Source organism: Burkholderia sp. 22PA0106 (genome assembly GCF_047497155.1).
Classification (GTDB): Bacteria; Pseudomonadota; Gammaproteobacteria; order Burkholderiales; family Burkholderiaceae; genus Burkholderia.
Map to the genome: position 1 here is coordinate 450,090 of NZ_CP163162.1, position 23,043 is coordinate 473,132.

Annotated in this window: 14 protein-coding genes, 2 tRNA genes and 3 rRNA genes; 14 read left to right on the forward strand and 5 right to left on the reverse strand. The window is 62.9% G+C overall.

Annotated features, from left to right (window positions below; translation table 11 throughout):
- Positions 1 to 112 precede the first annotated feature (112 nt).
- Positions 113 to 1,324 carry an AAA family ATPase gene (locus AB4850_RS01980; RefSeq protein ID WP_414440951.1) on the reverse strand — a complete coding sequence of 404 codons (1,212 nt, stop codon included), beginning with the start codon at positions 1,322 to 1,324 and terminating at the stop codon, positions 113 to 115.
- Between the two features lie 256 nt (positions 1,325 to 1,580).
- On the opposite strand from AB4850_RS01980, the gene AB4850_RS01985 reads away from it, so the two are divergent.
- Entirely contained in the window at positions 1,581 to 2,255 is a 675-nt protein-coding gene (locus AB4850_RS01985; RefSeq protein ID WP_414440952.1) for an alpha/beta hydrolase, read from the forward strand.
- Between the two features lie 77 nt (positions 2,256 to 2,332).
- The gene (locus tag AB4850_RS01990; protein ID WP_414440953.1) at positions 2,333 to 3,094 is read left to right on the forward strand and encodes a 3-oxoacyl-ACP reductase; all 762 of its coding nucleotides are present in this window, start codon (positions 2,333 to 2,335) and stop codon (positions 3,092 to 3,094) included.
- Here AB4850_RS01990 and AB4850_RS01995 read toward each other — a convergent pair.
- Positions 3,084 to 4,088, reverse strand: coding sequence for a LysR family transcriptional regulator (locus tag AB4850_RS01995; RefSeq protein WP_414440954.1), 1,005 nt, complete (start codon positions 4,086 to 4,088; stop codon positions 3,084 to 3,086). The two genes, AB4850_RS01990 and AB4850_RS01995, sit on opposite strands and share 11 nt — an antisense overlap.
- A gap of 155 nt (positions 4,089 to 4,243) precedes the next feature.
- On the opposite strand from AB4850_RS01995, the gene AB4850_RS02000 reads away from it, so the two are divergent.
- The 8 genes from AB4850_RS02000 to rrf all read left to right on the forward strand — a co-directional run bounded on the left by AB4850_RS02000 (position 4,244) and on the right by rrf (position 13,148).
- A complete protein-coding gene (locus tag AB4850_RS02000) occupies positions 4,244 to 5,470 on the forward strand; it encodes an MFS transporter (RefSeq protein WP_414442049.1) in 1,227 nt (408 codons plus the stop codon).
- Between the two features lie 154 nt (positions 5,471 to 5,624).
- Positions 5,625 to 7,295: a S10 family peptidase gene (locus AB4850_RS02005; RefSeq protein ID WP_414440955.1), complete on the forward strand. Its 1,671-nt coding sequence runs from the start codon at positions 5,625 to 5,627 to the stop codon at positions 7,293 to 7,295.
- 275 nt (positions 7,296 to 7,570) lie between these two features.
- On the forward strand, positions 7,571 to 7,723 hold the full coding sequence (locus AB4850_RS02010) for a hypothetical protein (RefSeq protein ID WP_414440956.1): 153 nt from the start codon (positions 7,571 to 7,573) through the stop codon (positions 7,721 to 7,723).
- A 147-nt stretch (positions 7,724 to 7,870) separates the two neighbouring features.
- A 16S ribosomal RNA gene (locus AB4850_RS02015) occupies positions 7,871 to 9,401 on the forward strand.
- A gap of 64 nt (positions 9,402 to 9,465) precedes the next feature.
- Positions 9,466 to 9,542, forward strand: a tRNA-Ile gene (locus AB4850_RS02020).
- A 36-nt stretch (positions 9,543 to 9,578) separates the two neighbouring features.
- Positions 9,579 to 9,654, forward strand: a tRNA-Ala gene (locus tag AB4850_RS02025).
- A gap of 308 nt (positions 9,655 to 9,962) precedes the next feature.
- Positions 9,963 to 12,842 (forward strand): 23S ribosomal RNA (locus AB4850_RS02030).
- A gap of 192 nt (positions 12,843 to 13,034) precedes the next feature.
- Positions 13,035 to 13,148 (forward strand): 5S ribosomal RNA (gene rrf / locus AB4850_RS02035).
- The 16S, 23S and 5S rRNA genes sit together here with 2 tRNA genes alongside, the layout of an rRNA operon.
- Positions 13,149 to 13,208: 60 nt before the next feature.
- Here the strand turns inward: rrf and AB4850_RS02040 are convergent.
- Positions 13,209 to 14,534 (reverse strand): PQQ-dependent sugar dehydrogenase, encoded by a 1,326-nt coding sequence (locus tag AB4850_RS02040; RefSeq protein ID WP_414440957.1) that lies wholly within the window; start codon positions 14,532 to 14,534, stop codon positions 13,209 to 13,211.
- Positions 14,527 to 14,976 (reverse strand): DUF2231 domain-containing protein, encoded by a 450-nt coding sequence (locus AB4850_RS02045; RefSeq protein ID WP_414440958.1) that lies wholly within the window; start codon positions 14,974 to 14,976, stop codon positions 14,527 to 14,529. Before AB4850_RS02045 ends, AB4850_RS02040 begins: the two co-directional genes overlap by 8 nt.
- Positions 14,977 to 15,429: 453 nt before the next feature.
- Between AB4850_RS02045 and AB4850_RS02050 the strand changes: the two genes are divergently transcribed.
- Positions 15,430 to 16,482 (forward strand): LysR family transcriptional regulator, encoded by a 1,053-nt coding sequence (locus AB4850_RS02050; RefSeq protein ID WP_414440959.1) that lies wholly within the window; start codon positions 15,430 to 15,432, stop codon positions 16,480 to 16,482.
- Positions 16,483 to 16,512: 30 nt separating this feature from the next.
- Here the strand turns inward: AB4850_RS02050 and AB4850_RS02055 are convergent, their stop codons facing one another.
- Positions 16,513 to 17,406: a LysR family transcriptional regulator gene (locus AB4850_RS02055; protein ID WP_414440960.1), complete on the reverse strand. Its 894-nt coding sequence runs from the start codon at positions 17,404 to 17,406 to the stop codon at positions 16,513 to 16,515.
- Positions 17,407 to 17,697: 291 nt separating this feature from the next.
- Here AB4850_RS02055 and AB4850_RS02060 point away from each other — a divergent pair, with 291 nt between their 5' ends.
- The 3 genes from AB4850_RS02060 to AB4850_RS02070 all read left to right on the forward strand — a co-directional run bounded on the left by AB4850_RS02060 (position 17,698) and on the right by AB4850_RS02070 (position 23,040).
- Entirely contained in the window at positions 17,698 to 18,201 is a 504-nt protein-coding gene (locus AB4850_RS02060; protein WP_414440961.1) for a DUF4148 domain-containing protein, read from the forward strand.
- 317 nt (positions 18,202 to 18,518) lie between these two features.
- Complete coding sequence (locus tag AB4850_RS02065) at positions 18,519 to 19,838, forward strand: efflux RND transporter periplasmic adaptor subunit (RefSeq protein ID WP_414441935.1); 1,320 nt, start codon at positions 18,519 to 18,521, stop codon at positions 19,836 to 19,838.
- Between the two features lie 13 nt (positions 19,839 to 19,851).
- Complete coding sequence (locus AB4850_RS02070; RefSeq protein ID WP_414440962.1) at positions 19,852 to 23,040, forward strand: efflux RND transporter permease subunit; 3,189 nt, start codon at positions 19,852 to 19,854, stop codon at positions 23,038 to 23,040.
- Positions 23,041 to 23,043 lie beyond the last annotated feature (3 nt).

The following is a 23,043-nucleotide window of genomic DNA, read 5'->3' on the forward strand; positions in this document are numbered from 1 at the left end:
GTGGTGGTTGCTCGGGCTTTGGCTGCGGCTCCGGCTCCGGCCCCGGCCCCGGCCCCGGCTTCGGTTGCACCCCCGCCCCGGCCCCCGACCCCGTCTTCGTCCCCGGCCGGTTTCACGCCGGCTCCTGCCCGATGTAATGGCGGACGATGTCGCGGATCAACGCGGCGTCGTCGGCGCTGACCTTCGCGTAGATCGTCGGGCCGGCCGCGATGTCCGGGTCGCCGGTGCGCAGCATCAGCGCGGTCCAGTCGATCAGGCGGCGCGTGGAGAACGCGCTGGCCAGGTCGTCGCGTTCGAACGCTTCGCGGCACGCGGCGGCGATCGCGGCCAGCGTCTCGGCCATCGGCACGCTGACGCGCGGCCCGAACGTGCGGCGCAGCACCTCGGCCTCCTCGGCCGGCGAAAGGTAACCGATCTCGTAGACACGCCAGCGATCGAGAAACGCGTCGTTCATCACGTTGGCGCCCTGATACAAATGCCGGAAGCGGCTCATCGCGCCGGCCGCGTTGGCCGTAGCGAACAGGCGGAACGCCGGATGCGGGGCCACGATCTCGTCGCCCTTTTCCTTGAGCAGCAGGCGGCCGCCCGGTTCGAGCACGGCGGTCAGCACCGCGAGAATCGCCGGCTCCGCGAAATCCACCTCGTCGACGATCAGCCACAACCCCGCGCGCATCGCCGTCGGCAGCACGCCGTCCACCCAGATCGTCTCGCCACCCTTGACCGTCCAGAAGCCGACGAAATCGCCCACCGTGGTCTGGCCGTTCATGTTCGCGCGCAGCACGCCCTGGCCGGCCTGCGCGGCGGTCTGCTCGATCAGGCTGGTCTTGCCGGTGCCGGTGTGGCCGATCAGCAGCAGGCGGCGGTTTTCGGCGATGTCGCGCACCACGTTGGCGGCACGCTCGCCGAACAGGTAGGCCGGGTTGGTCGCGGGCACCAGCGGGCCGCCCGCGCCGCGCGCGAGTGGCACGCCGGCGATCGTGACGCGGGCGTCGGCACCGGTATCGGCGGCTTGCGCGGCCTCGGCCGCGGTCTCGCGGGCAGCTGCGTGCAGGTCGGCGAGGAAGCGCGCGCGATGAGGCGGCGCAGCGGCTTCGCCGTGGTCGTCGCGTCGCGCGTAGCCTTCGCGATGCCATTTGCGCAGCTTCGTATCGAGGTTGTCGAGATCGATCACGGTGTCGATATCGATGTCGCCGCTGGCGCGGCGATGCTGAATTCGGTAGCTGCGCGGCCGGTCCGAATGGCTGACGAGCCAGGCGCCGTCGTCGCGCGCATAGACGCCGACAGGCGACGGTTCGGTGGAAAGCGAGTCGGACAGGGTGCTCATCGTCGGAAGGAGGCGGCGGCGCGCGCGGTCGGGAAGCCGCCATTGTGCGCCGCGGCTTGGCGTCGCGCGGGGCAAAAACCGAGCCGTCCGGGCAATTCGTTCCGTTAAGGAGTCAATTCATTTCCCGTCAGTGGTTTATTGCTTGCGGAGATTGATTCAGACTGGCGCTTCCGGTTCGCGCAGCCGCACGAACCGCCCCTCTATATATAGAGCGGCTTCGCTCCAGCAGCGGGCCGCCAACCCGGAGCCCGATTCGATGACGACCGACCTGACCCAGCTTCCCGGCTCGACGCTCGCGTTCCGCCGCCGCCCGGCCGCTGGTGTGGCGCGTGCGCGGCTGCTGTTGCTGCACGGCGTGGGTGGCAACGAAACCAACCTGGCGGCGGTGGCCGATGCGCTGCCGTCCGATCTCGACCTGCTGTTCGTGCGCGGGCCGCTGACGCTCGGCGCCGGGCAGTTCGCGTGGTTCAACGTGCGCTTCGGGCCGAACGGCCCGGCCATCGATGCCTCGCAGGCCGACGCGAGCCGCCTGCATTTGATCGATCTGCTTCGCGCGCTGCGCACGGCCGACGGCGCCGCGCCGCTGCCGACGCTGATCGGCGGTTTCAGCCAGGGCGGCATCATGAGCGCGAGCGTCGGCCTCAGCGCGCCGGGCGAGGTGCGCGGCTTCGCGATCCTCAGCGGCCGAATCCTGCCCGAGATCGCGCCGCACGTCGCGCCGCGCGAGGCGCTGGCCGGCCTCGACGCGTTCATCGCGCACGGCGAGTACGACGACAAGCTGCCCGTCACCTGGGCCGAGCGTGCCGACGCGATGCTGACCGAACTCGGCGTGCCGCACGCCGTGCGCCGCTATCCGGTCGGCCATCAATTGACCGGCGAGATCGTCGGCGATTTTGCGGCGTGGGCGGATGCGCGGCTCCGGCAAGCTTGAGCGTCGCCGCGCACCGTTCTGCGCGGATCGCGCCGCGCGCGCGATAATCGCGCTTTGACGATCCGGAGACGCGGCAAATGAACTTATCGGAACAATGGGTGCTCGTGACGGGCGGCGCGCGCGGGCTGGGTGCGTCGATCGCGCGTTCGCTGGTGCGCGAAGGCGCGGGCGTGATCGTCAATTACCTGAACAGCGAAGCGGCGGCCATCGCGCTGGTGGCCGAACTCGGCCCGCGCGCGATCGCCTTGCAGGCCGACGTGACCGACGCCGCGCAAGTCCGCCGGATGGTGGATGCGGCGCGCGAGCGCACCGGCGAGCCGATCGCGGCGGTGGTCAACAATGCGCTGGCCAGCTTCCGCTTCGACGGCGACGCGCGGCCGCAACTCGGCGATATTTCCTGGGAGCGCATGCAGCAGCAGCTCGAAGGCGCCGTGAAGGGCGCGCTCAATACGATGCAGGCCACCTTGCCCGGCATGCGCGAGCGCGGCTTCGGGCGGATCGTCAACGTCGGCACCAACCTGGTTCAGAACCCGGTGGTGCCGTATCACGACTACACGGCGTCGAAGGCCGCGCTGCTGGCGCTGACGCGCACCGCGTCGAACGACCTCGGCCCCGACGGCATCACCGTCAACATGGTGTCGGGCGGCCTGCTGCGCACCACCGATGCGAGCCGCGCCACGCCCGAAGCCGTGTTCGACATGATCGCGGGCTTCACGCCGCTGCGCCGCGTGACCACGCCCGAGGAATTCGCCGATGCCGTGCTGTTCTTCCTGTCGCCGTGGTCGCGCGCCGTGACGGGGCAGAACCTGATCGTCGACGGCGGGCTGGTCAAGGGCTGAGGTCCTGGCCGGGCAGCGTATCGCTTTCGACCAGGCCCGGCACCGCCTCGCGCATCGTCGCGACAAAGCGCAGCAGCCGCGACGGGTAGAACTGCGCGTGCGGATACGTGAGGTAGGCCGGCAGCGGCGCGGCGCGCCATTCCGGCGCGACGTGCACGAGCCGGCCGGCGGCCAGATCGTCGGCCAGCAGCCATGACGAGCTGATGCCCACGCCCATCCCGTGCAGCATTGCGCTGCGCAGCGCGAACAGATTGTCGGTGCTCATGCGCGGCTGGATCGTGAAGCGGCGCGTCTCGCCCGTCGTGCGATGCGTGAGCGCGATTTCGTTGCGGTAATAGGTACGCAGCGCCAGCCATGTCAGCGGGGCCAGCGCCTCCGGCGTGGCCGGGATCGTACCGCCCTCCAGCAGCGACGGCGCGGCCACCACGATGCGCGGCACGTTCGCCAGCTTGATCGCCACCACCGACGGGTCGGTCGGCTCGCCTATCTGAATCGCACAATCGATGCCGGTGCCGATGAAATCGTGCACTTCGTCCTGCAGCAGCCATTCCACCGTCACGCGCGGGTGTGCACGCAGGAAGCGCATCAGCGGCTCGACGAAGATCTGCTGGCCGAACGCATGCGGCACCGTCACGCGCAACGGGCCTTCCGGCTCCTGCTGCGCGCCGCGCAGATCGGCCTCGAACGACGCCCAACTGGCCAGCAATTCCTTGGCGCGCTTGAACGCGCGTTCGCCATCCACCGTCAACCGCATCGAGTGCGTCGAACGATGCAGCAAACGCACGCCGAGCGAGCGTTCGAGCGCCTGCAAGCGCCGGCTGACGGTGGGCTGGGTGGTGCGCAGCAAGGCCGCCGCCGCCGACAGGCTGCCCGATTCGACTATACGTACGAACGTTTCCATCAGTTGAAAACGATAGCCGGCATCGTCGGGCGAGGCTTCCGAAACCCGGTGAGGTGCGCCAGAGGCAGGGCTGGCGGGCGATTTGATGGTCATGCGTCGAGCGTATATCAAATGTGCGGGTGGTGCCACTACCGGGCCTGTGCCGCAGCCGTCACACTCGCGTCTCCTGATTCACGACGAGATGGAATCCCATCATGAGCTCGACTCCCGACTTCGAACCTGCTGGCGGCGTGGCCCGCGAAGCCATCATGCCGCCCGCGCATCGTGCCGCGCCGGCCGCCGCTGCTTCCGCCGGCCAGGGCCAGCCGGCCGTGCTGACGCCGCGCCTCGTGCTGCTGTTGGCCGCCGCCGCCGGGCTCGGCGTGGCGCCGCTCTATTACAGCCAGCCGATGCTGGGCGTGCTCGGGCCGGATATCGGCGCGTCGGACCGGCTGGTCGGCTTCGTGCCCACGCTGACCCAGCTCGGTTATGCGCTCGGCATCCTGCTGCTCGCACCGCTCGGCGATCGCTTCGACCGGCGGCGCGTGATTCTCGTCAAGGCCGGCGTGCTGGTGGCCGCGTTGCTGCTGGCCGCGCTCGCGCCGTCGATCGGCTTCCTGCTCGCCGCCAGCTTCGCGGTGGGGCTGGCCGCGACGCTCGCGCAGGACGTCGTGCCGGCCGGTGCGACGCTCGCGCCCGACGCGCATCGCGGCAAGGTGGTCGGCACCGTGATGACGGGGCTGCTGCTCGGCATCCTGCTGTCGCGCGTGGTGGCCGGGGTGGTGGCGGGCAGCCTGGGCTGGCGTGCCACCTTCGTGATTGCGGCGGTCAGTGTCGCCGCGATCGGCGTGGCGGCCGCACGCGGCCTGCCGAGCTTCCGGCCCACCACGCAGTTGCCGTATCGCGCGTTGATCGCTTCGCTCGGCGCGCTGTGGCGTCAGCACCCGGCGCTGCGGCGTGCCGCGTTCGCGCAGGGCATCCTCGCGATCGGCTTCAGCGGCTTCTGGACGACGCTGGCCGTGATGCTGCACGGCGCGCCGTTCCATCTGGGCAGCGCGGCGGCCGGTGCGTTCGGCCTGGCCGGTGCCGTCGGTGCATTGGCCGCGCCGCTGGCCGGCCGGCTGGCCGACCGTCGCGGTGCGGAATTCGTCACGCGGCTCGGGATCGGCGTGGCCACCGTGTCGTTCGCCGCGATGGGTTTCGCGCCGTGGCTGCCGGTGACGGCGCAGCTTGCCCTGATCGCACTGAGCACGGTGGGCTTCGATCTCGGTTTCCAGTCCACGTTGATCGCGCATCAGACCATCGTCTACGGCATCGATCCGGCTTCGCGCAGCCGGCTCAACGCGGTGTTGTTCGTCGGCATGTTCGTCGGCATGTCGGCCGGCGCGGGGCTGGCGACCTTGCTGTTCGCACAGTGGGGCTGGACGGCGGTGGTCGTACTGGCCGTGGCCACCTCGCTGGCGGCGCTGGCGGTGCGGATGCTGGGCCGGCGTTGAGTTGCTCGATTAACGTTTGAAGGCAGACAGGCGGGCGGGCCGGATGGCTCGCCCGTTTTGTCATGGATGGGCGGCGGCGCGCCGTTGACGCGCCAGGGCGATCTGTCGACAATCCGCAGACCATTCATGCGCGGGTTCGCCGACCGAGGATGTCATGCCGCTACGTTTGAACGCATCGTTGTGCTGTGTGGGGTGGTTCGTTGCGATGTCGATGGGGGCGGCGGAGGCGGTTGCGCGGCCGGCTTCGGATGCCGTTGCGTTTGCATCGCCCGTTGCGTCGGCTTCATCGGTCTCATCCGCTTCGCCCGCGCAGGCCGCATCGGCGCCGTCCGCACATCGCCCGCGCGCTGCCGATGCGTCTGCCACCCCATCGCACGGGAGCGACGACACCGGCCACCTCATCCCCGTACCGCCCGAAACCCGCTCGGTCACGCGCCATTCGATCCGGCTCGACGGCCGCACGCTCGACTACACCGCCACCGCCGGCAATCTGCTGCTGCGCGACGATGCCGGCGAGGCCACCGCGAGCGTCTTCTATATTGCTTACACCGCGAACGGCAAGCGCGCCGCGTCGCGGCCCGTGACGTTCCTGTTCAACGGCGGCCCGGGCGCGGGCACGATGTTCCTGATGATGGGCTCGTTCGGCCCGAAGCGGGCACACACGGCAAGCCCCGCCGTCAGCGGGCCGGCGCCCTACGCGCTGGCCGACAACCCCGACAGCCTGCTCGACCAATCCGACCTCGTTTTCATCGACGCGGTGGGCGCCGGTTTCTCGCGCCCGGTCGGCCACGCGACGGGCAAGAACTTCTGGGGCGTCGACAGCGACCTGAGCGCGTTCGACCATTTCATCGAGCGCTACCTGACCGTCAACGGCCGCTGGGATTCGCCGAAGTACCTGCTCGGCGAATCGTATGGCACCGCGCGGGCCGCGATGCTCGCGCATCGGCTGAACGACAGCAACATCGCGTTGAACGGCGTGATCCTGATGTCGTCGGTGCTCGATTCGGCGGCGTTCTCGCCCGGTTCGGATTTCGAGAGCGAAAGCTATCTGCCGACGTATGCCGCGATCGCCTGGTATCACGACCGTCTGTCGCCGAAGCCGCCGAACCTGCCCGCGTTTCTCGACGAGGTGCGGGCGTTCGCGCGCGGTCCGTATCAGCAGGCGCTTGCCGCGGGCGACGCGCTGCCCGACGCCGAGCGCGACGCGATTGCCGCGCGCATCGCCAGCTATACCGGGCTCGACGTGCAGTTCGTCAAGGATGCGCGGTTGCGCGTGGGGCCATCGCGGTTCCGCAAGCAGTTGCTGCGCGGCGAGTCGCGCAGCCTGGGCCGCTACGACGCGCGCTTCGAGGGCATCGATTACGACGATGCGGGCGAGCGCCCCGATTACGACGTGTCGGCGACGAGCATTTCGAGCGTATTCGACGCGGCTCTGCACCAACATCTCGCGCAGGATCTCGACTACCGGCCGACCGATCGGTATCGCGTGTTCAACGATGCGGCCTTGCGTCAATGGGACTGGAAGCATCGCGCCTGGTGGGGCGAGCAATTGGCCGTGCCGTATGCGGCCGGCGACCTGGCCGAGGCGATGCGGCAGAACCCGAAGCTGCGTGTGCTGTCGCTGAATGGCTATTTCGATCTGGCGACGCCGTTCTACGCGACCGAATATGCGCTGTCGCATCTCGGCCTCGACCGCTCGCTGCGCGCGAACCTCGCGCTGCGCTACTACCCGACCGGCCACATGATCTATCTCGACGACGCCGCGCTGCATGCGATGAAGGGCGATCTTGCGGGCTTCTATCGGGTGTCGACGCCGTCCGATTGAGGGCGGTCGGCGTGGGAGTTGGTTGCGCGAGCAACCGTATATCGCGTTTCTTCGTTTGAGATCAACGGCTTGTCATAAAGGGCGCCGCGCGAGCGGCGCCCTTTATGCATTTTCTTTGCGAAAACGCTTGCACGAAGCGGGATGGGTGCTTAGAATTCGGCCTCTCTCGCGATGACGGAAACGCAGAACGGGAGGGGAAGCTAGGCAGGACAAGGAGAGCGCCGGAATTTAGGCTGCTTCTTTGAACTGGTGAGGAACTCGATCGATGCGGTTTGTTGATCGAAGCGCTGAAAAAAGTAGTTGACGCGCTTCAAAATGTTCTTCATAATCTCGCTTCTCTGCTGCTGAAAACGCAGCGCCGAAACGAAGCCAAGCTTCTCTCGGAAACGCTCTTTAACAATCTACAGCCGATAAGTGTGGACGCTTGATGGAAGCGGTCCTGATCTTAGGATCAGGTCAGCAAAAGTATCAAGAGTCTCACACAAAAGTAAGTCAGGTTTATGAAGTAATTCGTAATCCTGTCAGCTTTGAGTGAGCGACCGGTTCGAAAGAACCGAAAAACAGTAACAGGTATTGAACTGAAGAGTTTGATCCTGGCTCAGATTGAACGCTGGCGGCATGCCTTACACATGCAAGTCGAACGGCAGCACGGACTTCGGTCTGGTGGCGAGTGGCGAACGGGTGAGTAATACATCGGAACATGTCCTGTAGTGGGGGATAGCCCGGCGAAAGCCGGATTAATACCGCATACGATCTACGGATGAAAGCGGGGGACCTTCGGGCCTCGCGCTATAGGGTTGGCCGATGGCTGATTAGCTAGTTGGTGGGGTAAAGGCCCACCAAGGCGACGATCAGTAGCTGGTCTGAGAGGACGACCAGCCACACTGGGACTGAGACACGGCCCAGACTCCTACGGGAGGCAGCAGTGGGGAATTTTGGACAATGGGCGAAAGCCTGATCCAGCAATGCCGCGTGTGTGAAGAAGGCCTTCGGGTTGTAAAGCACTTTTGTCCGGAAAGAAATCCTTGACTCTAATAAAGCCGAGGGATGACGGTACCGGAAGAATAAGCACCGGCTAACTACGTGCCAGCAGCCGCGGTAATACGTAGGGTGCAAGCGTTAATCGGAATTACTGGGCGTAAAGCGTGCGCAGGCGGTTTGTTAAGACCGATGTGAAATCCCCGGGCTCAACCTGGGAACTGCATTGGTGACTGGCAAGCTAGAGTATGGCAGAGGGGGGTAGAATTCCACGTGTAGCAGTGAAATGCGTAGAGATGTGGAGGAATACCGATGGCGAAGGCAGCCCCCTGGGCCAATACTGACGCTCATGCACGAAAGCGTGGGGAGCAAACAGGATTAGATACCCTGGTAGTCCACGCCCTAAACGATGTCAACTAGTTGTTGGGGATTCATTTCCTTAGTAACGAAGCTAACGCGTGAAGTTGACCGCCTGGGGAGTACGGTCGCAAGATTAAAACTCAAAGGAATTGACGGGGACCCGCACAAGCGGTGGATGATGTGGATTAATTCGATGCAACGCGAAAAACCTTACCTACCCTTGACATGGTCGGAATCCTGGAGAGATCTGGGAGTGCTCGAAAGAGAACCGATACACAGGTGCTGCATGGCTGTCGTCAGCTCGTGTCGTGAGATGTTGGGTTAAGTCCCGCAACGAGCGCAACCCTTGTCCTTAGTTGCTACGCAAGAGCACTCTAAGGAGACTGCCGGTGACAAACCGGAGGAAGGTGGGGATGACGTCAAGTCCTCATGGCCCTTATGGGTAGGGCTTCACACGTCATACAATGGTCGGAACAGAGGGTCGCCAACCCGCGAGGGGGAGCTAATCCCAGAAAACCGATCGTAGTCCGGATCGCACTCTGCAACTCGAGTGCGTGAAGCTGGAATCGCTAGTAATCGCGGATCAGCATGCCGCGGTGAATACGTTCCCGGGTCTTGTACACACCGCCCGTCACACCATGGGAGTGGGTTTTACCAGAAGTGGCTAGTCTAACCGCAAGGAGGACGGTCACCACGGTAGGATTCATGACTGGGGTGAAGTCGTAACAAGGTAGCCGTATCGGAAGGTGCGGCTGGATCACCTCCTTTCTCGAGCTAATACCGCGAAAGTTGAGCGTTCACGCTTATCGGCTGTAAATCAAGACAGACTCAGGGGTCTGTAGCTCAGTTGGTTAGAGCACCGTCTTGATAAGGCGGGGGTCGTTGGTTCGAATCCAACCAGACCCACCACTTAGTCTGGACAGTATCCTTGAGAAGTCTCTGTATGGGGGCATAGCTCAGCTGGGAGAGCACCTGCTTTGCAAGCAGGGGGTCGTCGGTTCGATCCCGTCTGCCTCCACCAATCTTCAATGACAAGCGTTCAGGTCAGCATGACCTGAGGATTTGTCATTGGCGATTGAGCCAGTCAGAGCGATCGGTACACCTTGTGTACTTATCGGCTGTCGTTCTTTAACAATCTAGAAGAAGTAGTAATTTGAATAACGGAAGCGTCTATTTGAGATGGGCGTGAAAGTTATTCGGGTTGTGATTGTATCGATGTATCTCAAGAAGATTCGAACTTAAATGTTCGGCTCAAATTGGAATACGGCACAAATGCGAGAACTCAACCTGTAACGACTGTCAAGCGCAAGCAAGACGGACTCGTTATAGGGTCAAGCGAACAAGTGCATGTGGTGGATGCCTTGGCGATCACAGGCGATGAAGGACGCGGTAGCCTGCGAAAAGCTACGGGGAGCTGGCAAACAAGCTTTGATCCGTAGATGTCCGAATGGGGAAACCCACTCCTTTTGGAGTATCCATAGCTGAATACATAGGCTATGTGAAGCGAACGCGGTGAACTGAAACATCTAAGTAACCGCAGGAAAAGAAATCAACCGAGATTCCCAAAGTAGTGGCGAGCGAAATGGGAAGAGCCTGTACTCTTTATTTGTATTGTTAGTCGAACGCTCTGGAAAGTGCGGCCATAGCAGGTGATAGCCCTGTAGACGAAAACAGTATGAAAGAACTAGGTGTACGACAAGTAGGGCGGGACACGTGAAATCCTGTCTGAAGATGGGGGGACCATCCTCCAAGGCTAAATACTCGTGATCGACCGATAGTGAACCAGTACCGTGAGGGAAAGGCGAAAAGAACCCCGGGAGGGGAGTGAAATAGATCCTGAAACCGCATGCATACAAACAGTCGGAGCCTCGTAAGGGGTGACGGCGTACCTTTTGTATAATGGGTCAGCGACTTACGTTCAGTAGCAAGCTTAACCGAATAGGGCAGGCGTAGCGAAAGCGAGTCCGAATAGGGCGTTCAGTTGCTGGGCGTAGACCCGAAACCAAGTGATCTATCCATGGCCAGGATGAAGGTGCGGTAACACGTACTGGAGGTCCGAACCCACTAACGTTGAAAAGTTAGGGGATGAGCTGTGGATAGGGGTGAAAGGCTAAACAAACTTGGAAATAGCTGGTTCTCTCCGAAAACTATTTAGGTAGTGCCTCGCGTCTCACCTTCGGGGGTAGAGCACTGTCATGGTTGAGGGGTCCATTGCGGATTACCTCGCCATAGCAAACTCCGAATACCGAAGAGTGCAATCGCGGGAGACAGACATCGGGTGCTAACGTCCGGTGTCAAGAGGGAAACAACCCAGACCGCCAGCTAAGGTCCCCAAATATAGCTAAGTGGGAAACGAAGTGGGAAGGCTAAAACAGTCAGGAGGTTGGCTTAGAAGCAGCCATCCTTTAAAGAAAGCGTAATAGCTCACTGATCGAGTCGTCCTGCGCGGAAGATGTAACGGGGCTAAGCTATATACCGAAGCTGCGGATGCACATTTATGTGCATGGTAGGAGAGCGTTCCGTAAGCCTGCGAAGGTGCACTGTAAAGTGTGCTGGAGGTATCGGAAGTGCGAATGCTGACATGAGTAGCGATAAAGGGGGTGAAAGGCCCCCTCGCCGTAAGCCCAAGGTTTCCTACGCAACGTTCATCGGCGTAGGGTGAGTCGGCCCCTAAGGCGAGGCAGAAATGCGTAGCTGATGGGAAGCAGGTCAATATTCCTGCACCATTGTTAAATGCGATGGGGGGACGGATCGCGGAAGGTTGTCCGGGTGTTGGAAGTCCCGGTCGCTGCATTGGAGAAGGTGCTTAGGCAAATCCGGGCACAGAATTCAAGGGTGTGGCGCGAGCTTCTTAGGAAGCGAAGCAATTGGAAGTGGTTCCAAGAAAAGCCTCTAAGCTTCAGTTTAACAGTGACCGTACCGCAAACCGACACAGGTGGGCGAGATGAGTATTCTAAGGCGCTTGAGAGAACTCGGGAGAAGGAACTCGGCAAATTGGTACCGTAACTTCGGGATAAGGTACGCCCTTGTAGCTTGACTGGCCTGCGCCAGAAGGGTGAAAGGGTTGCAATAAACTGGTGGCTGCGACTGTTTAATAAAAACACAGCACTCTGCAAACACGAAAGTGGACGTATAGGGTGTGACGCCTGCCCGGTGCCGGAAGATTAAATGATGGGGTGCAAGCTCTTGATTGAAGTCCCGGTAAACGGCGGCCGTAACTATAACGGTCCTAAGGTAGCGAAATTCCTTGTCGGGTAAGTTCCGACCTGCACGAATGGCGTAACGATGGCCACACTGTCTCCTCCCGAGACTCAGCGAAGTTGAAGTGTTTGTGATGATGCAATCTCCCCGCGGCTAGACGGAAAGACCCCATGAACCTTTACTGTAGCTTTGCATTGGACTTTGAACCGATCTGTGTAGGATAGGTGGGAGGCTATGAAACCGGAACGCTAGTTTCGGTGGAGCCGTCCTTGAAATACCACCCTGGTTTGTTTGAGGTTCTAACCTTGGCCCGTGATCCGGGTCGGGGACAGTGCATGGTAGGCAGTTTGACTGGGGCGGTCTCCTCCCAAAGTGTAACGGAGGAGTACGAAGGTACGCTAGGTACGGTCGGAAATCGTGCTGATAGTGCAATGGCATAAGCGTGCTTAACTGCGAGACCGACAAGTCGAGCAGGTGCGAAAGCAGGTCATAGTGATCCGGTGGTTCTGTATGGAAGGGCCATCGCTCAACGGATAAAAGGTACTCTGGGGATAACAGGCTGATACCGCCCAAGAGTTCATATCGACGGCGGTGTTTGGCACCTCGATGTCGGCTCATCTCATCCTGGGGCTGTAGCCGGTCCCAAGGGTATGGCTGTTCGCCATTTAAAGAGGTACGTGAGCTGGGTTTAAAACGTCGTGAGACAGTTTGGTCCCTATCTGCCGTGGGCGTTGGATATTTGAAGGGGGCTGCTCCTAGTACGAGAGGACCGGAGTGGACGAACCTCTGGTGTACCGGTTGTCACGCCAGTGGCATCGCCGGGTAGCTATGTTCGGAAGAGATAACCGCTGAAAGCATCTAAGCGGGAAACTCGCCTTAAGATGAGATATCCCTGGAGGCTTGACCTCCTTGAAGGGTCGTTCGAGACCAGGACGTTGATAGGTCAGGTGTGTAAGCGCAGTAATGCGTTCAGCTAACTGATACTAATTGCCCGTAAGGCTTGATCCTATAACAAGTCTGCGTCGATAGCTGTGAGTGCTTCAGCACTTACAGATATCCCGTCCTGAACCGCAGGTTCAGGATCTTAAACAGCGCGACAAGTTATACAGCATTGAGTCCTCGTGTGCCGATACACACAACTCATTACTACTTCTTCCAGATTGGTCGTGGCGCTCAACAGCGACTCGACAACCCCTTTAGCCTGATGACCATAGCGAGTCGGTACCACCCCTTCCCATCCCGAACAGGACCGTGAAACGACTCTACGCCGATGATAGTGCGGATTGCCCGTGTGAAAGTAGGTAATCGTCAGGCTTCCTCCTTCAGAACCCCCGCTGCGTATGCAGTGGGGGTTTTGTCTTTGGAGCTTCTGAATCAGCCTCCCGCTCCCGTCACCCGCCAAACGGTATTGCCGACATCGTCCGCGATGATCAACCCGCCTTCCCCGTCTTGCGTCAGGCCAACCGGTGCACCGTGGAGCTGCTTTTCGTCATCGGACGTAAAGCCCGTGACCACCGGCTTTGGCGCTCCCGTGGGTTTTCCATCTTTGAACGGCACATACACCACGGCATAACCGCTCAACGGTGAGCGATCCCAACTGCCGTGCTCGCCGATGAACGCGCCACCCCGATACTCCGCCGGCAGGTTGTTGCCTGTGTAGAACCACAAACCGAGCGGTGCGACGTGCGAGCCGATCGCGTAATCGGGGCTGATCGCCTTTGCGACGAGATCCGGGCGCTGCTGCTTCACACGCGAATCGACGTGTTGCCCGTAATAGCTGTACGGCCAGCCGTAGAAACCACCATCCTGAATCGACGTCAGATAATCGGGCACGAGATCGGCACCGATTTCGTCGCGCTCGTTGGCGATGGCCCAGAGCTTGCCGCTCGTCGGTTCCCATTGCAGCCCGGTGGGGTTGCGCACCCCTGATGCGTAGATGCGGCTCGCGCCCGAGGCCACGTCGACTTCGAGAATCGCCGCGCGTCGATATTCGACGTCCAGGCCGTTCTCGCCGATATTGCTGTTCGAACCCACGCCGACATAGAGCTTCTTGCCGTCGGGGCTGGCGAGCAGAGACTTGGTCCAATGGTGGTTGACGGTGCTCGGCAGGTCGGCCAGCTCCACGCTGGGCGCGCTGATCGACGTCTGGCCGGTGGTGTACGGGAATTTCAACAACGCATCGGTATCGGCAACGTAGAGCGTATTGCCGATCAACTGCACGCCGAACGGCGAATCGAGCCTGTCGATAAACGGGTATTTGTCCCATTCGCCGTGGCCGCCCGGTTTCCTGCGCAGCAAGGTGATCCGGTTGCCGCCCGGTGCGCCCTTGCCGGCGCGGCTCGTGATCATTCCAGCAATCAATTGCTTGGGAGAACTGATGGGTTCCGTGTGCGGGCTGTTCGACTCGACCACCAGCACATCCTGATTCGGCAGCACATAAACTTGCCGCGGATGTGCCAATCCCGAAGCGATCTTCTCGATCTTCAAGCCTTGGGCAACCTTCGGCGTTTGTCCGTCCTGCCAGCCCACACCCTTCGGCACCTGTATCGGCGGCATCAGGAAGTTGCGTGCACTGGGCAGCGGCGGATTCGCGCCCGATTGATGTTCCGTATCGTATTGCGCCTTTTCGCTGCAAGCACCGAGCAGCATCGTCGCCACGATGGCGGTGGCCAGCACGTTCAGTGATAGCGACTTATTCATGACGGCCCCCTTGTGCGCCGAAGCCGAACTTGCCGAACGCGAGCGTCAGTTGGCCGAGGCCGAGCAATACCACCGTGATCATCGAAAGTAGTACGTTCTCCGGAACAATCGCGTAGGCGTCGCGGCTATGCACGAATGCGTTGGCAATTGCGGCGATAATGCCGGCCAGGTTCAGCCAGAAGTCGAGGCGTTCGATACGCAGCACCGGGCGGTGGGACGGTAGCCAGACATGCCCGAGATTGAGCAGGCGCGGCACGATCGCCATCACCAGCCCGATGCTGACGAGCCAGGACGCGCCCTTGGCCCAGAGCACGTTGGCGGTATTGGCGTAGACGATGTCGAAGATCAGGGTGCCGACGAACAGGCCGTAGGGAATCGGATTGAGCAGGTCGAAGATCGCGGTGGCGAACCGCGACCGATAGCTCGGGCTGGCTGGAGTCATGAAAAAATCCTCGTGTCTGATTGGAAGAAGGTGAACAATCACGCGCGACCGCAGCAGAAGCGATACGGTCGTCCCACTGACGCCACGCTGGCGGCGGCGTCATCAGCTCTCAGGTCATGTCGATGTAGCGAAGCACGGTGATGCAGCCCGCGATCGCAACGCGGTAGACGGGCCTCGTGAAATATAGGCCAGCTTTGGCCGATGCGTATCGAAGCGAATCGCTTCATGTCGCGGCAAACCGGTATCGATGCGCGCGCAACGGCATCGCGCGACCGTCGGATCGTTGGCACACCGATGCACTCGGCACCTCCGTTCGCCAGGCTTTAGCCGCCATTTCGGCATGCGCTTATGAAGGCCATTCATCAATGGCTGTGCGAAGATACGCGCTCGGTTCGCAGCCCTTTGCGACAACGCCGGCATTGTCGCCGGCCCGCTTTAACGGAGCCATGGCGAATGCCCACCCTCGACAACATGCGTTTGTTCGTGAAGGTTGTCGAGACAGGCAGCTTCACGAAGGCGGCCCAGGCTGCCCACGTCGCGACGCCCCAGGTGTCGCGCGCCATTGCCGCGCTCGAATCGCAATTGCGCGTGCGCTTGCTGAATCGCACCACGCGCCGGATCGCCGTCACGGAAGCCGGCGAACGCTACCTCGTGCACTGTCGCCAGATTCTCGATCTCGTCGATGAAGCGGAGGCCGAAGCGTCGGGCGCGGCGCGCTGTCCGTCGGGGCGCTTGCGCGTTCACGCCACCGCGGGCTTCGGCCGGCACTACCTGGTGCCGCGGCTCGCGCGTTATCGCGAGCGCTATCCCGAGGTCATGATCGACCTGACACTCGCACAGCGTGTGCCCGATCTGGTCGACGAAGGCTACGATCTCGCCGTGGTGGTGGCCAGCGAGTTGGGCGATTCCACCTTGGTCGCGGAGCGCATCGGCACCACCTACAGCGTGTTGTGCGCATCGCCGGCGTATCTCGCCCGCGCGGGCGTGCCGGCCGCGGTGGCCGATCTGCACGACCATGTCTGCCTGCAACTCGTGGTGCCGAATGCCTCGACCAGCGCCTGGCAGCTCGAAGGCGCTACGTCGTCCGAACTATTCATGCCGGAGCAGGAATGGCCGTTCGTCGTCAACGTCGCGGACGCGATGGCCGATGCGCTGCGTTCCGGCATGGGCATCGGGCCGTTGCCGATCTCCACGGCGCTGGAAGGCTTGCGCGACGGTTCGCTGGCGCGCGTGCTGCCGGCCTGGCGGCTGCGCTCGAACGGCATCCATGCGCTCTATCCGTCGCGACGGCATCTGGAGGCGAAGGTGCGTACGTTCATCGATTACCTGCGTGCGGTCGTGCCGCCGGTGCTGGAGCTGGAATCGCATGCGCTGTCGTCGCTGACCGGCGCGCCGAATCCGCACGCGGTGCGCTCGTCGCATGACAGGGACGACGATAAGCAGGCAAATGGCGCCGAGTCCGAGCAGCCGCTGGAACACCACGACCTGAGCGACTGCGACGCCTGAACGAACCCGCTCGGCGTCAGGTGGAACGCGTCAGTCGCGCTGACGCAGCGCGTCGATCACGAGCGAGAGCGCGCGCGACGATTGCCGGCGGCTCGGGTAGTAGGCGTGATAACCCGGAAACGTGGTGCCCCATTCCTTCAGCACGCACTTGAGATGGCCGGCGCGAACGTGCGGCATCAGTTCGTCCTCCGGAAGATAGGTCAGCCCGAAGCCTTCCAGCGCGGCGGCCAGCATCTGCGGCGTGCTGTTGAAGATCAACTGGCCGTCGACGCGCACCAGCACGTCGTGCTTGCCCTTCTTCAACTCCCACGCATAAAGGCTGCCGCGCGTGGGCAGGCGCAGGTTGATGCAGGCGTGTTCGAGCAGATCCTGCGGGCACTTCGGCAGCGGGTTGCGCGCGAAATACTCGGGCGAGCCGGCGATCATCATCCGCACGTCGGGGCTGATGCGCACGGCGATCATGTCGTTGGCCACCTGATCGCCGAAACGCACGCCGATGTCATAGCGCTGCGCCACGATGTCGGACAGGTTGTAGTCGATCGACATCTCGATCTTGAGCCCCGGGTAATCGGCCAGCAGCGGCTTGAGCCGCGGCCAGAGGATCGAGTTGACCGGGTGATCGGTCGCGGTAATGCGGATCAGGCCGACCGGCTTGTCGCGCAGTTCGGACAGCGCATTGAGTTCGGATTCGATCTCGTCGAAACGCGGCGCGGCCACGTGCATGAGCCGCTCGCCGGCCTCGGTGGTGGCGACGCTGCGCGTGGTGCGCGTCAGCAATCGCACGCCGAGCCGCGTTTCGAGGCCGCGGATCGTATGGCTCAGTGCCGATTGCGACACGCCCAGTTGCGCGGCCGCCTTCGTGAAACTGCGTTCGCGCGCGACGGCGAGAAAGGCCAGGAGATCGCTGAAATTGTCGCGTGCCATCGAGGAACCCACCGGGCGGTGGACATAAATTCGAGATAAAGATCGTGCATGCTATCACCGGCTCGAAACGCACGTGTGGCGTGAGGCCGTTCGTGAGGGTGCGACATGATGGCGCTCTGATTGATGAACGTCATTCATAAGGCCATGCCGTATCGAGCGGCTAATCAAATAATCCGGACGCTGTTACATTGCGGTTCGCCGGAAGATGAGCGTGGTTTCCGGCGCGCTTGACCAACGACGAAGTCAGCCGGCGGACACCTTGCCGGCAGCCGGATTCACGCACACTACCCCGTGCGCATCGTTGGCCGCGAAGCGACCGGCACGCGTTCATCGCCATCGTCGCGCCCTGAAGGGCACGCGATATCAGTTTCAGGAGGCTGGCGCCGAAAGGCGCGGGAGACGGGCGCCATTCAAGGCTCGAGCGAAGCGGTTCGCACAAGACGAACCGGCCGCGACGGGCCTGACGGCGCCACGACGGACGCAGCGACGTCCGAACGTACGAACCGAGCTTTCTGGAGTTGCCACATGAAGTCGTATTGCAAGGCCGCCATTGTCGCGGCCGGTTTCGTCGTTCCCGCCATTTCGTTCGCGCAAGGCAATGCACCGTTGACGCGCGCGCAGGTTCGCGCGGAGCAGGCCCGCTACGAGCAGGCCGGTTTCAATCCCGCGCGCGACAACCCTTCGCATTGGGTGGACGACCTGCAGGCCGCGTCGGCCCGTGTGAATGCCGAACGCAACCGCAGCATGCGGACGGCCAGTGGCGGCGCGAACCCTATGCCAACTATTGCAAATTGAGTTTGATTCAGCGCAACAATTTTCTGTTTGTGATAGGTTCCCGCTCCACTCATCAGTTTGATGTGTCCGGGCGCCGGGTCATGCATTGGCTACGGTCCGGTCGCGCATCCACTGACGTTGCACCGGAAAGGGGTGTCCGATGCAGCGATCGAGCCGGGTCCCGGGGTTCTTCGTCTTTTTTGTGTCCGCGCTGCGTGCCGCTTCGCGGATGCCGTCGTCGCATCGTCTCGTCGTGGCCGCCCGTTCAGGGCGAGCGGCGGCGAGCGTGACACGGGCCGACGCCGCGATCGTGGCGCCGGCGCTTGTCGTCCCCGTGTTTGCCGCATCGTAACCGGCGCAGTGTCGCCGGCCGGTGCCGTTTCGTTGATTCTTATAGAGGTCGCTCCATGCGCGTCGAACGGGTTTCTTATCGCATTATTCCTGTCGCAGCAGCCGTAGCCGCGCTGCTTGCCGCCTGCGGAAAGCAGAATGCGGCTCCGCCGCCGTCCACGCCGGAAGTCGGCGTCGTGACGGTCCAGCCGCAATCCGTGCCGGTCGTCTCCGAACTGCCGGGCCGCACCAATGCCTTCCTGGTCGCCCAAGTGCGGGCGCGGGTCGACGGCATCGTGCTGCGCCGCGAGTTCACCGAAGGGGGGGATGTGAAGGCCGGCCAGCGCCTCTACAAGATCGACCCGGCGCCGTATATCGCCACGTTGAACAGCGCCAAGGCCACGCTCGCCAAGGCCCAGGCCAACCTGGCCTCGACCAACGCGCAGGCCGCGCGCTTCAAGGTGCTGGTGGCCGCGAACGCGGTCAGCAAGCAGGATTACGACAACGCCGTGGCCTCGGCCGGCCAGGCCGCCGCCGACGTCGCGTCGGGCAAGGCTGCCGTGGATACCGCGCAGATCAACCTCGGCTATACCGATGTGCTTTCGCCGATCACCGGCCGCATCGGCATCTCGCAGGTCACGCCGGGCGCCTACGTGCAGGCCAGCGCGGCCACGCTGCTGTCGACCATCCAGCAGATCGATCCGATGTATGTGGACCTGACGCAATCGAGCCTCGATGGCCTGAAGCTGCGCCAGGACATCCAGAGCGGCCGGATCAAGACGGCCGGCCCGAACGCGGCCAAGGTCAAGCTGGTGCTGGAAGACGGCAAGACCTACCCGCTCGAGGGCAAGCTGCAATTCACCGATGTCACGGTCGACCAGACCACCGGCTCGGTCACGATCCGCGCGATCTTCCCGAACCCGAACCGCGTGCTGCTGCCGGGCATGTTCGTGCGCGCGCGCATCGAGGAAGGCACCAACGACAACGCGTACCTGGTGCCGCAAGTCGGCGTCCAGCACGATCCGAAGGGCCAGCCGACGGCGCTGGTGGTCGGCTCGGACAACAAGGTGGCGTCGCGCGTGCTGACGACCTCGGGCACCTACGGCCAGAACTGGGTGGTCGAGGGCGGCCTGCAAACGGGCGACCGCGTGATCGTGCAGGGCGTGGGCAAGGTCCAGCCGGGCGCGACGGTCAAGCCGGTCGCGGCGCAATTGCCGCCCGACCCGAACGCGGCATCGGATGCGAGCGCTGCATCCGCGCCGGCATCCGGTGCATCCGGCGCATCAGCTCCCGCAGCTTCCGCATCGGGCGCGTCCGCAGCGAAGTAACAAGAGGTCCTAAATGGCAAAATTCTTTATTGATCGGCCAATTTTTGCGTGGGTGATTGCGATCGTGCTGATGCTCGTGGGCGTCGCATCGATCTTCACGCTGCCGATTTCGCAGTACCCGACGATCGCGCCGCCCGCGGTGCAGATCACGTCGACGTACCCGGGTGCCTCGGCGAAGACGGTCGAGGACACGGTCACGCAGGTGATCGAGCAGCAGATGAGCGGCCTCGACAACTTCCTGTACATGTCCTCGACGAGCGACGACTCGGGCACCTCCACGATCACCATCTCGTTCGCGCCGGGCACCAACCCGGACATCGCGCAGGTGCAGGTGCAGAACAAGCTGTCGCTCGCGACGCCGGTTCTGCCGCAGGTCGTGCAGCAGCTCGGCCTGAAGGTCACCAAGTCGAGCTCGAGCTACCTGTTGTGGATCGCGTTCAACTCGGAAGACGGCAGCATGGGCCGTAACGACCTGACGAACTACGTCGCGTCGCACGTGCTCGATCCGCTGAGCCGCCTGAACGGCGTCGGCCAGACGCTGCTGCTCGGCTCGCAATACGCGATGCGGATCTGGCTCGACCCGACCAAGCTGACCAACTACAGCCTGACGCCGGCGGACGTGTCCAGCGCCATCGCCGCGCAGAACGTGCAGATCGCGGGCGGCCAGATCGGCGGCACGCCGGCCAAGCCGGGCACCGTGCTGCAGGCGACCATCACCGAGCAGACCCTGCTGCAGACGCCGGAGCAGTTCGGCAAGATCCTGCTGAAGGTCAATCAGGATGGTTCGCAGGTTCGGCTGAAGGATGTCGCGCAGATCTACCTCGGCGCGGAAAACTACAACTACGACACGAAGTACATGGGCCAGCCGACCGCCGGCGTCGGTATCCAGCTTGCGACGGGCGCCAATGCGCTCGCCACGGCGGGTCTGATCAAGGCCAAGGTCACCGAGCTGTCGAAGTACTTCCCGCACGGGATGGTGGTGCACTACCCGTACGACACCACGCCGTTCGTGAAGCTGTCGATCGAGGAAGTGGTCAAGACGCTGCTGGAAGGCATCGTGCTGGTGTTCCTCGTGATGTATCTGTTCCTGCAGAACCTGCGGGCCACGATCATCCCGACCATCGCCGTGCCGGTGGTGCTGCTCGGCACGTTCGCGATCATGAGCGCGGCCGGTTTCACGATCAACACGCTGTCGATGTTCGGCCTGGTGCTCGCGATCGGCCTGCTGGTGGACGATGCGATCGTGGTGGTGGAAAACGTCGAGCGCGTGATGTTCGAGGAAGGGCTGTCGCCGAAGGAAGCCACCAAGAAGGCGATGGGTCAGATCACCAGCGCGCTGGTGGGCGTCGCGCTGGTGCTGTCGGCGGTGTTCGTGCCGGTGGCGTTCTCGGGCGGCTCGGTGGGCGCGATCTATCGCCAGTTCTCGTTGACGATCGTGTCGGCGATGGTGCTGTCGGTGCTGGTGGCGTTGATCCTGACGCCGGCCCTGTGCGCGACGCTGCTCAAGCCGATCGAGAAGGGCCATCACGAAGAGAAGAAGGGCTTCTTCGGCTGGTTCAATCGCAACTTCGACAAGGGCCGCGAGAAGTACCACGTCGGCGTGCACCATGTGATCAAGCGCTCGGGCCGCTGGCTCGTGATCTATCTCGCGGTGATCGTCGGCGTGGGCTTCCTGTTCGTGCGCCTGCCGAAGTCGTTCCTGCCCGATGAAGATCAGGGCTACATGTTCATGATCGTGCAGACGCCGCCGGGCTCCACGCAGGAAACCACGGCTCGCACGCTGAAGGACATTACGGACTACATGGCGAACAGCGAGAAGAACGTCGTGGATTCGGTGTTCACGGTGAACGGCTTCAGCTTCGCCGGCCGTGGCCAGAATGCCGGCCTGGTGTTCGTCAAGCTCAAGCCGTTCGAAGAGCGTCTGGCCAGCGACCGCAAGGTGCAGGCCCTGATCAAGCGGACCTTCGGGCACTACTCGGCCTACAAGGACGCGATGGTGATCCCGTTCAACCCGCCGTCGATTCCCGAACTGGGCACCGCAGCCGGCTTCGACTTCGAGCTGACCGACAACGCGGGCCTCGGCCACGATGCGTTGATGGCGGCGCGCAACCAGTTGCTCGGCATGGCCGCCAAGGACCCGACGCTGGCGCTGGTGCGTCCGAACGGCCTGAACGACACGCCGCAGTACAAGGTCGATATCGATCGCGAGAAGGCCGACGCGCTCGGCGTGACGCCGTCCTCGATCGACCAGACGTTCTCGATCGCGTGGGCCTCGCAGTACGTCAACAACTTCCTCGATACGGACGGTCGTATCAAGAAGGTGTACCTGCAGGGCGATTCGCCGTTCCGCGTGACGCCGGAAGACCTGAGCGTCTGGTACGTGCGCAACAGCTCGGGCGGGATGGTGCCGTTCAGCGCGTTCGCCACCGGCCACTGGACGTACGGTTCGCCGAAGCTCGAGCGCTACAACGGTATCTCGGCCGTGGAAATCCAGGGTCAGGCATCGACGGGCAACTCGACGGGGCAGGCGATGAACGCGATGTCCCGGATCGCGGCGCAGTTGCCGAACGGCATCGGCTATTCGTGGACGGGCCTGTCGCTGCAGGAAGTGCAGTCGGGTTCGCAGGCGCCGATTCTGTACGGCATCTCGATCCTGGTGGTGTTCCTGTGTCTGGCGGCGCTGTACGAAAGCTGGTCGATCCCGTTCTCGGTGATCATGGTGGTGCCGCTCGGCGTGATCGGTGCACTGATCGCGTCGACGCTGCGCGGCCTCGAGAACGACGTGTTCTTCCAGGTTGGCCTGTTGACCACGGTGGGGCTGTCGGCGAAGAACGCGATCCTGATCGTGGAATTCGCGCGTGAATTGCAGCTGACCGAGAAGATGGGCCCGGTCGAAGCAGCGCTGGAAGCGGCGCGGCTGCGGCTGCGTCCGATTCTGATGACGTCGCTGGCGTTCATCCTGGGCGTGCTGCCGCTGGCGATCAGCAACGGCGCGGGCTCGGGCAGCCAGCACGCGATCGGCACGGGCGTGATCGGCGGCATGATGACGGCCACCTTCCTCGCGATCTTCATGATTCCGATGTTCTTCGTGAAGGTGCGGTCGATCTTCGGCGGCGAGAAGGAAGACCCGGATCAGGCGCTGCGTCTCGCGCAGGAACACGCACACCGCACGCAAGAAGGCGACGGCAACCAGGAACATTGATGA